Genomic DNA, 11,461 nt, shown 5'->3' on the forward strand with positions numbered 1-11,461 from the left:
ACGTACCACATTATATTATATGAACCCTTGTTCCTTCAAACTTACAAATTTTCCATCGCCAATAATGACGTGATCTAGAACTTCAATTCCTACAATTTCTCCTGCCTCCAAAAGGCGACGAGTGAGCTGTATATCTTCCGGACTTGGCGTAGGATCTCCGCTAGGATGGTTATGCGCACAAACAATGGAGGCACTACTGCACTTGATAGCAGCACGAAACACTTCTCTAGGATGGACAATAGAAGCATTCAGACTTCCCATGGAGAGCGTCTCTTGAGCAATGACATGGTTTTTGGTGTTTAGAAAAAGGCACACAAAGTGCTCCTTCTGCAAATATCTGAGCTGTTCCATGAGTAGTTCAGCTGCATCCCTTGGATTTCGAATGGTTGGCTTAACAGGTAATCTTGCCTGAGCCAATCTTTGTCCGAGCTCAATGCCAGCTTTTAGCTGAATGGCTTTCGCTGGTCCAATTCCTTTGATTTGTATAAGTTCATCGATACTTAAATCAACAAGACTACGGAGACTTCCTGCCTCAGTCAAAATTCGCTGAGCAACATGAATAGCAGATTCCTGCCTTGTCCCTGTTCTAAGCAATATAGCCAAAAGTTCTGCATGACTAAGTGCACCCGCCCCATGATGAAGCATACGTTCTCTCGGGCGCTGTTCTTGGGGGATGTCGCGCAACATGTACCCTGGCGAACTCATCTTTTCCCTCTTTTCGAAAGAACTCCCTTGCACCACTTGAATCAAAATATCAAATTTTACTTTTCATCTATGGCAAGCACGTACATACCCAGCTCGGCGAGTTGTTCACTAAGCAAGGACAATGGCAAACCTACAACATTAAAATAGCAACCTTCAATGGACTCTACCAGAATAGAACCAATCCCTTGAATTGCATAGGCTCCCGCTTTGTCAGCCGGCTCTCCTGTTCCAATGTAAGCGAGAATTGCCTCGCGCGTTTGTGCTTTCATCTTCACTTTTGTCTTACGATGATTTACGATAATGCGTCCTGTATCTCCTGAGATACAGGCAACACCGGAGTATACCTCATGAGTACGATTCTGCAGCATATCTAGCATTCGAAAAGCGTCTTCCTCATCCTTCGGTTTACCAAGTACCATTCCGTTCATTACGACAATAGTGTCGCTACCAACTACAATAGCACCCTCCATACTTGAATCGTATGAATCAAAGACTGCCTTTGCCTTACGTACCGAAAGTTCTTCAACGATTTGCTCTGGCGTGTAGTCTACTGGCGTGTCTTCATCCGCATGACTTGGAACAACTTCAAACGGCAGTCTGAGTGAAGCGATAAGCTCACGTCGACGTGGAGATGTTGAAGCTAGAATGATTCGATGGTTCTGCTGCTTTTTCAAAGGGATAACTCCTTACTGGATTGATAATGCTATAAGCATATCTTACTTTGAATTCGTCTTTTTGTTATGACTCATACTACGTAGTTATGATCTTATGAATAATTGCTTACAATTTGCGATAAAGCCAAATTGCTGACACCATACCTAGCAGACTGAGCAAGCTCATTTTCAATTGAATGTTAAGGTTATAGCTAATGATGTCGAAATTTGCCTTTGGCGACCAACTAATAGTTGTCGTATTCGTTAGAATAGAAAGAGCCTTGAATTGCTCCAGACCCTTGGCTATAAAGGCTCCTATCAGCCATCCTAGGAGCAGAAACAACAAAAACATCCCGAAATTTTTTTTCATTGTACTCTTCCCTCGCCATATTTTGACACCTTCATTATTATACGGGAAGCAAGGCTTAAGTACAAATACAAATCCGGCCTGGGGAAGTATTTCCATTTCCCGGCCGGATCAAGGGACATCCTTATGTTTGCTTCATAACCTCGAGGAGCTGCTTTTCTTGGAGAATGTAATCCATCACTGCAGATTGAACTTTCCACATATGTTCTTTAGTAGGATTTTTGTTATATTCAGAAACTGCGCTAATCGCAGTACTCATGGAAGATTCCATCTTCAGCTCAACCTTCTTCCCATTCTCAGAAAGTCCTGCTTGAATAGCTCCAACGTTGCTTGTAAATCGCTGATGTGCATCAGCCAGCTCACTTATTTTCTCTTTCGGTACGGCAACCTGTACTTGTTGTCCGATCTGCCCAATGGAAATGGAAGTTAGCATATCAGTAAGTGCTCTACTGTTCTCAAAAAAAGGACCAATCACATCTGGATCACCTGTAAAGACAACGTCTGACACTGCTGGTAAAGTGATCTCCCTTACATACAGGTCTACTCCTTCTGTCTTCATCTGATTACTTATTAGCTTCGCTTCTTCTCTGTTTGAAGATACTCCTGCATATACTCTTGCTTCGTCTAGCGGGTCGCTTCCTGCAGCAATACCCGCTTCGGCAAGTTCATTCTTCGCCTGAGTTGCACCTTCTGCAGTGCTGAAGACACCATATTGAAGCATAAAATAAGTGACTCCTGGTATGGAAACGGTTGTTTTATTTATACTTGAAATTCCAGCTACAGGTGTTTGCGTCTTTACCGTTTCATTGGAGGAAGCAATTCCAGCACCTGCCGTTTCCTTTACTGTCGGTTGTGGAGCATTTTCTGAACCAGAATTCAACATGGACATAGCTACAAATCCAAATAGAACACCAGTAATTATGGCTGCAGTCACCGAACCAAATAGCTTCCATCCCCCTGGTGATCTTCGATGATGAACAGAGTATTGCTCCGATGTTATCTCTGGATACTCGACCGAATGTTGCCAATTAAGGTCATGGTCATGATCAGAGTTATCTTCCTCCTTTCCCCGTACGGAGGAAATGGGTACATTTTTTTCGATCACAGAAGAACTAACATAGGGACCAAACGGTTCTCCCCAATCGTCATATATCGGATTTCCATAATAAGCGTCTTTCTTGCTACCCTCGTCATTATCCGAAAAATGGGCTGGTGAACTTTGCTCGAGATGGCCTGTCCGTTCTTTCTGATGATTCATCCGATTCTCCGAACCAAGTGGAGGGACTTGGCGATGCAGTGGCATTGGAATAATGTTTTGATGAGTCTTCTCTGTCTTTTTGGTACCACTTATGACTGTAGCCTCTGGTCTCTTGTTTACCTGTGCGTTCTCAATGGTTTGAATCTCTTCAGTCTTCGGATTATGCAATTTAGGAGATGCATTTTGAGCTTCCTCACCGAAACGAAACGTCATTCTCGCCTTATTCACTGTGTAAGACCCTCCCTTGTCCTTTTTAACAGCTATATGTGAGAAAAACGCCAGATATGCATAAAAAGCACCACCTCCGCCTATAGGCAGAAATGATGCTTTTATTTATGGCTAATCAAGTAGCAACACAGGTTTATTTCAAGCCTTTTGCTAACTCATAACCCGCTTTCCAAATATCTCCTGCGCCCATCGTTAACACCAGATCACCCGGGTTTAGACGGTGTTCAAGATCTTTTACTACATCCTCTTTTGTAGGGAAGTAGATCGCATTTGGATTACTGTTTTGCTTAATAAGCTCAACTAATTTTGAAGAGTGAACCCCTTCAATTTGCTTCTCGCCAGCAGGAGAGAAAATATCGGTAATGATAACTTCATCTGCCTCTGCAAAAGCACGACTAAATGCATCGAGCAAGAAGAACGTTCGCGTATAGCGTTGCGGTTGGAATACGGCAATAATCCGTTTTCCCGTAGCTTTAGCAGCACTGATTGTAGCTTCAATCTCAGTTGGATGATGAGCATAATCATCAATAATGAGAATATCTCGTGCCTCACCAAGTACCTGGAACCTGCGTTTTGCACCACTAAATTTCACAATGGCTTTCACGATAGATTCAAATGGGATACCTGCCTCTAGACAAGAAATAATCGTTGCCATTGCATTGCTCACATTATGTTTGCCTGGTACAGATAGTTCCACTTTACCAAGCGGAGCCCCACGATGATTCATCGTGAAGGAAATGTGACGATCGCCGAGCTTAAGATCCGTTGCCGTATAATCAGCTTCAGCGTCAATCGCATAAGTAACAATGTTAGATTTGAGCTGTGGCATAATGCTCTGAATATTCTCATCATCTGCACAAACAATCGCACAGCCCTCAGGTTTTACCTGATTTAAGAACTTCACATATGCATTTTTCAGCTCATTAAAATCATTGTTGTAATTCTCCAGATGATCGGCTTCCAAATTCGTTACAATACCAACCCAAGGGTGGTACTGCAAGAAGGAACCATCGCTCTCATCTGCCTCAGCAACGACGCAATCACCTTTACCAGCCTTGGCATTCGTGCCGAGGTTCATAATCTCTCCGCCGATGATATACGTGGGATCGGTTCCGCACTCTTCCATAACAAGCGCAATCATCGAGGAAGTCGTCGTTTTACCGTGTGCTCCGGCAACCGCTACTCCCTTTCGCTCGTTAAGTAAACGAGCCAACATTTGTGCACGGTGAAGAACCGGAATTTTTAATTGTTCCGCTTCTACACGTTCCACATTGTCTTTAGGCGCAGCCGTAGAATAAACGACCAAATCCGCACCGTGTACCTGTTCAGCCGTATGGCCAATATATACTTTTGCTCCCTTTGCGGCGAGCTTTTCAGTAAGCTCCTGGGATGCCACATCAGATCCTGTAACCTTATAACCCATCTCTAACATAACTCTTGCAATGGCGCTCATCCCATAGCCGCCGATACCGATAAAATGTACATGTTCCGAAGTATTCAACAAGTTTTCACCAACCTTTTTCAGAATCGGTTTGATGCAAAAGAGCGGCCCGAACATCTGCAATTAAATACAGTGTGCCAGACACAACCCCTAGATCGTCCGCTTCCGTCCGTAACTTAAGCAAGTCGAGTGCATTTTTCCATGAAGGTTCTACAATGATGTCAAGGTTTGGTTTGGCAAAGGATGGACGAAGCTCTTCTACCATATTTTTTAACTGTGCCGCATCCATTTTACGTCGGAAATCGGGCTCAGTCAGGATAAGCGTATCCACTAGTGGCAGTATATGCTGAAAATACAACTTGTGATGCTTATTCTCAAGCATGCCCATCATTAAAATTAATTTCCGGTCCGCATACAAATCCTTTATCGTTCTGGCAAGTGTTTCTGCACCTTCCGGATTATGTGCCCCGTCCAAAATAAGAATTGGATCGTCAGACACTTTTTCAAAACGTCCGGCCCAGAATGCCCTTTGGAATCCTTTTTGCAAATCTTCCTCTTCCATATAGAACGCCATGTACTGGCGCAGCACTTCAAGTGTCATTAGAGCACAAGCAGCATTGGCACTTTGATGCTTGCCCTGCATTGTCAGCTCCACATCAAGTTCACGAAACGGTCCATTAAAATGGATTCTTTGACCATTCTTATTAACCTCAAGCTGCTCATAAGTAAACTGTTCTCCTGCAAGATACAGGTTTGATTTTTTCTCAGCACAGGTTTTACGAATGATATCTACAGCTTCCGGCTGTTCAACAGTAGTGACGACAGGGACGCCGGTTTTAATAATCCCTGCCTTTTCAGAAGTAATTTGTTCGATCGTATCCCCAAGAATATCGGTATGGTCATATCCAATATTCGTAATCACCGAAATGATAGGAGTAACGACATTAGTTACATCAAGCCTTCCCCCAAGCCCGGTCTCCCATACTACTACATCAGGATAGCATACCTCAGCATAATACAGAATTGCGAGAGCTGTCGCAACCTCAAACATCGTCGGAGAGCCAAGTTCTGAAGCAGCCACTTCCTCTACAAGGGGCCTCAGCTTATTGGATAGCTGCAACAGAGTGTCTTCTGGAATGTCTTGTTCATTATACTGAAAACGATTCGTAAACTTAGTAATGTACGGAGAAGTAAACGTTCCTACATCGTACCCGCACTGTCTAAGTGTAGAGGTCAGGAAAGCACAAGTCGACCCTTTTCCATTCGTTCCCGCAATATGAATAAATTTCAGATGTTTATGAGGGTCGCCCAGCTTGGATAAAAGTAGTTCAATACGGGATAGTCCCGGTCTGATTCCAAACGGAATGAGATTATTAATCCAAGCTACTGCGTCATCGTAGGTTTGTAAAGGAGCCGCACATGCAGCTCCTGTATTTTCAGACATTTTCTTCACCCTCCGGTTGCGAAATTTGTGAGATCAGCTTTACTAAGAGTACTGCCGGATAAAGAGCAAACGATAAAACCTAGCTTTGTAATTCACCAATACGAGCAATAACTTTACTACGTTTTTCGGAATAATCAGCAAGTTTTGCACGTTCTTCTTCAATCACTTTAGCTGGTGCTTTTGATACGAAGCCTTCATTTCCAAGTTTTTTCTCGATACGAAGTACTTCTTTATCTAAGTTCTCACGTTCTTTCTCAAGACGAGCAATTTCCTGATCAATATCAATCAGTCCTGCCAGTGGGAAATAAATTTCAGCACCCGACACAATAGCAGTCATCGCTTTCTCCGGCGTAGGTAAAGAAATACCTGTCGTAAGATCGGAAGTATTACAGAATCTTTGAACATAAACAAGGTTGTTATCTATAATTTTCAGTGCATCTGCATGGCTTGCATTTACATTCATTTCGATCTTCTTACTCATTGGAACGTTCACTTCTGCACGAACATTACGAACAGCTCGAATGAGATCCATCAGCATGTTCATTTCAGCAACTGCTTGCTCGTTTACAAGATCTTCGTTAAATTCAGGCCATGCAGCCAGGGTAACGGACTCCCCTTCATGCGGCAAATGCTGCCAGATTTCCTCGGAAATAAACGGCATGAACGGATGAATTAGACGCATCGTACGATCCAATACATAAGCAAGTACCGACTGTGTTTTGCGTTTCGCTTGCTCGTCTTCTCCATATAAGGATAATTTGGAGAACTCGATATACCAGTCACACAGATCATCCCAAATGAAGTTGTAAAGCGCACGTCCCGTTTCCCCGAATTCATAGGCATCCATCAGACGAGTTACATCTCTCGAAGTTTCGTTGAGACGGTGTAGAATCCAGCGATCTGCTGTAGATAGCTCACCTGTAATATTAATGTCTTCATAAGTTACGCCTTCCAAATTCATGAGGGCAAAGCGGGAAGCATTCCAAATTTTGTTCGCAAAGTTACGAGCTTGCTCTACACGTTCCCAGCGGAAACGAAGATCCTGACCTGGTGTGCTGCTTGTTGAAATCATATAGCGCATCGCATCTGCACCATATTTCTCAATTACTTCAAGCGGGTCTACCCCGTTACCAAGCGACTTCGACATTTTACGGCCGTCTGCATCACGTACAAGTCCGTGCATCAATACGTCTTTAAACGGAATTTCATCCGTAAATTCAAGCGCAGTAAAGATCATTCGAGCTACCCAGAAATAGATAATATCGTAGCCAGTTACGAGAACGGACGTTGGATAGTAGCGTTTCAGATCCTCTGTATCTTCAGGCCAGCCGAGCGTAGAGAACGGCCATAGCGCCGAACTGAACCAAGTATCAAGTACATCTTCATCTTGACGAAGTTCAGCAGAACCACACTTGGAACAAGTTGTGAGGTCTTCTTGACTTACATGATGCTCTCCGCAAGAGTCACAGTACCACGCCGGAATACGATGTCCCCACCACAGCTGACGGGAAATGCACCAGTCGCGTACATTTTCAATCCACTGCAGATAGGTTCTCTCAAAACGATCAGGGACAAAGTTTACACCCTTGCCATTTTTCTGTGCTTCGATAGCTCTTTCCGCCAGCGGCTGCATTGCAACAAACCACTGTGTGGACAAATAAGGTTCGACTACAGCGCCAGAACGCTCACTATGTCCAACTTGATGAACATGATCTTCAATGTTAACAAGTACACCTGATTCCTTTAGGTCCGCTACAATTTGCTTACGGCATTCACTACGGTCAAGCCCTTTATACTTACCAGCGTCCGCATTCATCGTACCTGTCTCATCCATCACTGTAATTTGCGGCAGATCGTGACGAAGACCTACTTCAAAGTCATTTGGATCATGAGCAGGCGTAATTTTTACAGCGCCACTTCCAAAGTCTTTTTCTACGTATTCATCCGCAATCACTGGAATTTCACGACCGATAATCGGTAATACGAGCATTTTACCAACCATATCTTTGTAACGTTCATCTTTAGGATGAACCGCTACCGCTGTATCACCAAGCATAGTTTCCGGACGTGTCGTCGCAACGGTAATAGAACCGCTGCCGTCTTTTAATTCATATTTTAGGTGGTACAAGTGTCCCTGTACTTCTTTATATTCAACTTCAATATCTGACAGAGCAGTACGCGCTGCCGGATCCCAGTTAATGATACGTTTACCGCGGTAGATAAGTCCTTTATCATACAGCTTAACAAACACTTCACGAACGGCTTTGGATAACCCCTCATCCAGCGTAAAGCGCTCGCGGGAATAGTCGAGTGACAATCCCATTTTCGCCCACTGGGAACGGATCGTATTGTTGTATTCTTCTTTCCAGTCCCAAACTTTCTCGAGGAACTTTTCACGTCCGAGGTCATAACGGGTAATACCGTCTTCTCTCAATTTTTGCTCTACTTTGGTTTGTGTTGCAATCCCTGCATGGTCAGAACCTGGCAGCCAGAGTGCATCATAACCTTGCATCCGTTTCGCACGGATAATAATATCCTGGAGAGTAAAGTCCAGCGCATGACCGATATGAAGCATACCCGTTACGTTAGGTGGTGGAATTACAATGGTAAAAGGCTGCGCATCTCTGCGCTGACCTGCTTTGAAAAAGTTATTTTCCATCCAGTACGGATACCATTTCTGCTCCGCAGCCTGCGGATCATAAGTTGTCGGCATTTCCGTCTGATTGGGCTTATTAGGTTGATTTGTTGGTTCAGACATAAACATTCCTCCTGCTAAATTAAAAATTCAATAATTTTTCATCAAGTATTGATAAAAAAACAAAAAGACCCTTCATCCTCAAAGGACGAAAGGTCATTCTTTCGCGGTACCACCTTTGTTTCATATCAAGACATAAATACCGCGAACCTTATGGTTACGAGCTTAATATGACACTTCGTTAGACAGTATAACGGCTGCAGCCGGCCTCAATCTAGTGCTTCTTAGTTACAAAAAAGCATTCAAAAGGGCAACTCCCGGGCGACTTCGAACCAGTAACGTAACCTGCGGAATTTCACACCAGTCAATTCCACTCTCTGAAGGGTTTACTGCCTACTATTCCCGTTCTTCGTTGTTTATTGTGTAATTCAAGGATCTATAGAGAACTACGAAATACAGTTAATTATATTCATTGTATCCCCAATCCTACAGACATCATACATTTCTGGTCTAAATTCGTCAACAGGCGAGTGTCTATTTTTCCATACAGGTAAAGACTGGAGCGAGATGATAGCAAAGTTTCATCAAACTACTGCGAGCGTAGTCTTTTCATCATTCTATAGTTTGTAAGAAATACGCCCGCACGGAGGACCTTCTGTTCTTCTAGGATTTGAAATCCGTGCCGATCAAAAAATGGCTTCGCGGTTATACTCACCTCGGCCAAAATGTCCGTGATAGACTGTTCCACTGCCTTTTTCTCCAATGCATTCAGCAGTGCTGAGGCAACACCGCGTCCCTGCATATCTTTATGTACGTAAAGCCTGTCCAGATCCCCTGTATCTGTCATATCACTAAAGCCTGCAATATGATCATCTAAAACAGCAACATAGGTGATACGATGAGCCAATTCTTCTCTCCAGCGAGTAACAAGCTCATTTTTTCGTTCTATAGGTGCCCAAACGTTCAACTGCTCTGGTGAGTAATGTAATGCATTTACTGTATGGACAGTTTCATAGAATAGCTGCACAAGCTGCTCCGTATCTTCTAACCTAAATAATCGAATATACATAAGATCTCCTTTCCTGGTCTTTTTCCAAAATTATAACGAAAAAAGTGTCCCTGGTCGTTAACACGCCCAAGAACACATCGTTTCGTATCTTAATTAAGGTATATAAAGTACCTGACCTTCTTCAATTGACTGCTCGGATAAACGATTGTACAGCTGTAATTCACGCGTGCTAAGCTGATATCTTCCTGCGATTGTCTCCAAGGTTTCTTCCCGTTGGACGATACATAGCTTGACCTTCTTAAATGGAGTCTGCTCAGAGGTACCTCCAAGGAATAAATTTTTCCATTGTAAATCTTCTGTCTGTTCTTCATCACGCTTTTCAACAGGAATCTGTTCCTCTAGCTGTAAAACCTCTTCCGTTCTTTTGCCCTTCTGAAGAAGAGATGTAATTCCGTACGAATCAGAAGCTGATGTACTATCCGTTGTTTTTTTGCTACCAAAGGCAACTTTCAGCTCCGGTTTTTCGTCTTCCGCTTCGGGTTGAGGTACATCTGCTGTCAATAGTGCGCTCTCATCCTCCCAGCTGATCTCCTGGGTTTCTCGCTGGATCGCCACAAGCTCTTCTGCAGGTTCATCAACGGGAGTTGCTGCCTCTTCCTGCTGACTCGTGGAAGGTTCCCCTGCAGTCTCAAAGTGCCAAACCTCTGGTTCTGCGGAAGGCTCGGATGCTGATTTTCTTTCGTCTTGAGCATATGATCCTGTGGACGAATAAAACTTTTCCTGAGCACTACGTTCATGATCATCCACACCAGCTTCTTCTTGCTGAGTAGCATAATAAGCATTAAATGCATTCTGGGTTTCTTTAATTTCTCTTGGTTCTGAGGTTTGTTGACCTTGCTCTTGTTGAGCCTCTGCCTCTGGATTAAAATCTTCCTGCTGATCAAAAACCTCATCTACAGAAAGAGCCTCGTAAGGTAGATTCCACGAATCTCGTTCCTCTTGAGCTTCTTCGCGAGCTGGAGACGGAGTTGAATAAGGAGTATAGAACGTTGGATTTACTGGCGAAGCATCATTAGTACGGTTTTGATCAAATGATTCTGGATTTGCTTCCGTATTAGGATCCCGATTGTATGGATTAAACCCGCTATATATACTTGGAGTCCCACTTCCTTGCTCGGAAGGATTGTTATGCACGACCGTAAATTCATCCGGACTCCATGCTGATGTTTCCTCCGTCTGAATCCCTTCTATTCCCTTTAAGGACAAAACACCTGTAATATTCAAGCTTCGAGTAGACAAGAGATCTACGTCAAAATTTTCAATCTCAACAGCAATATCCTCCACAGAGGCAACTCTGCTAAGTGGAATAGTTATCTCCACCGGAATAAGATGCTGAAGACCTTCCTGCTCCTTATTTTCGCCAACATACACACCTGACAACAGCAAATGACCCCGAAGAGCTGCATGCTCCTGTTCTGTTATTACCTGGATTCGAGGATAAAGCTCAATTTCTTCCAGTTCCGCAATGGCAGGAACATCTTCTGGTAATTGAACACGTTCATAAATATCAAAACGAAGTCCGTAGGGCGGGTTTAACATAGCTGTAGTCCTCCTTTCGGGCATATAGTTACCATGAAAAAAATCATGGCTTTCGCTCATGT

The 11,461-nt window shown here is 43.6% G+C and carries 9 protein-coding genes and 1 other annotated feature; all 9 genes read right to left on the minus strand.

What is annotated here, in order from left to right; translation table 11 throughout:
- Positions 1–15: 15 nt before the first annotated feature.
- Positions 16–705 (minus strand): RadC family protein, encoded by a 690-nt coding sequence (gene radC, locus KFT32_RS06375; protein ID WP_283246416.1) that lies wholly within the window; start codon positions 703–705, stop codon positions 16–18.
- 56 nt (positions 706–761) lie between these two features.
- Complete coding sequence (locus KFT32_RS06380; RefSeq protein ID WP_211746315.1) at positions 762–1,379, minus strand: Maf family protein; 618 nt, start codon at positions 1,377–1,379, stop codon at positions 762–764.
- 106 nt (positions 1,380–1,485) lie between these two features.
- The gene (locus KFT32_RS06385; RefSeq protein WP_211746316.1) at positions 1,486–1,728 is read right to left on the minus strand and encodes a DUF4321 domain-containing protein; all 243 of its coding nucleotides are present in this window, start codon (positions 1,726–1,728) and stop codon (positions 1,486–1,488) included.
- A gap of 121 nt (positions 1,729–1,849) precedes the next feature.
- Positions 1,850–3,211 carry an SPOR domain-containing protein gene (locus KFT32_RS06390; protein ID WP_211746317.1) on the minus strand — a complete coding sequence of 454 codons (1,362 nt, stop codon included), beginning with the start codon at positions 3,209–3,211 and terminating at the stop codon, positions 1,850–1,852.
- A gap of 133 nt (positions 3,212–3,344) precedes the next feature.
- Positions 3,345–4,712, minus strand: a complete 1,368-nt coding sequence (gene murC, locus KFT32_RS06395) for a UDP-N-acetylmuramate--L-alanine ligase (RefSeq protein ID WP_211746588.1) — start codon at positions 4,710–4,712, stop codon at positions 3,345–3,347.
- Positions 4,713–4,719: 7 nt separating this feature from the next.
- On the minus strand, positions 4,720–6,096 hold the full coding sequence (locus KFT32_RS06400) for a bifunctional folylpolyglutamate synthase/dihydrofolate synthase (protein WP_211746318.1): 1,377 nt from the start codon (positions 6,094–6,096) through the stop codon (positions 4,720–4,722).
- Between the two features lie 79 nt (positions 6,097–6,175).
- A complete protein-coding gene (locus KFT32_RS06405; protein ID WP_211746319.1) occupies positions 6,176–8,854 on the minus strand; it encodes a valine--tRNA ligase in 2,679 nt (892 codons plus the stop codon).
- A 78-nt stretch (positions 8,855–8,932) separates the two neighbouring features.
- Positions 8,933–9,210, minus strand: a binding site (T-box leader).
- Between the two features lie 170 nt (positions 9,211–9,380).
- Positions 9,381–9,860, minus strand: a complete 480-nt coding sequence (locus KFT32_RS06410) for a GNAT family N-acetyltransferase (protein ID WP_211746320.1) — start codon at positions 9,858–9,860, stop codon at positions 9,381–9,383.
- Between the two features lie 93 nt (positions 9,861–9,953).
- On the minus strand, positions 9,954–11,399 hold the full coding sequence (locus KFT32_RS06415) for a LysM peptidoglycan-binding domain-containing protein (protein ID WP_211746321.1): 1,446 nt from the start codon (positions 11,397–11,399) through the stop codon (positions 9,954–9,956).
- Positions 11,400–11,461 lie beyond the last annotated feature (62 nt).

Source organism: Paenibacillus sp. Marseille-Q4541 (assembly GCF_018310695.1).
Lineage (GTDB): Bacteria > Bacillota > Bacilli > Paenibacillales > Paenibacillaceae > Paenibacillus.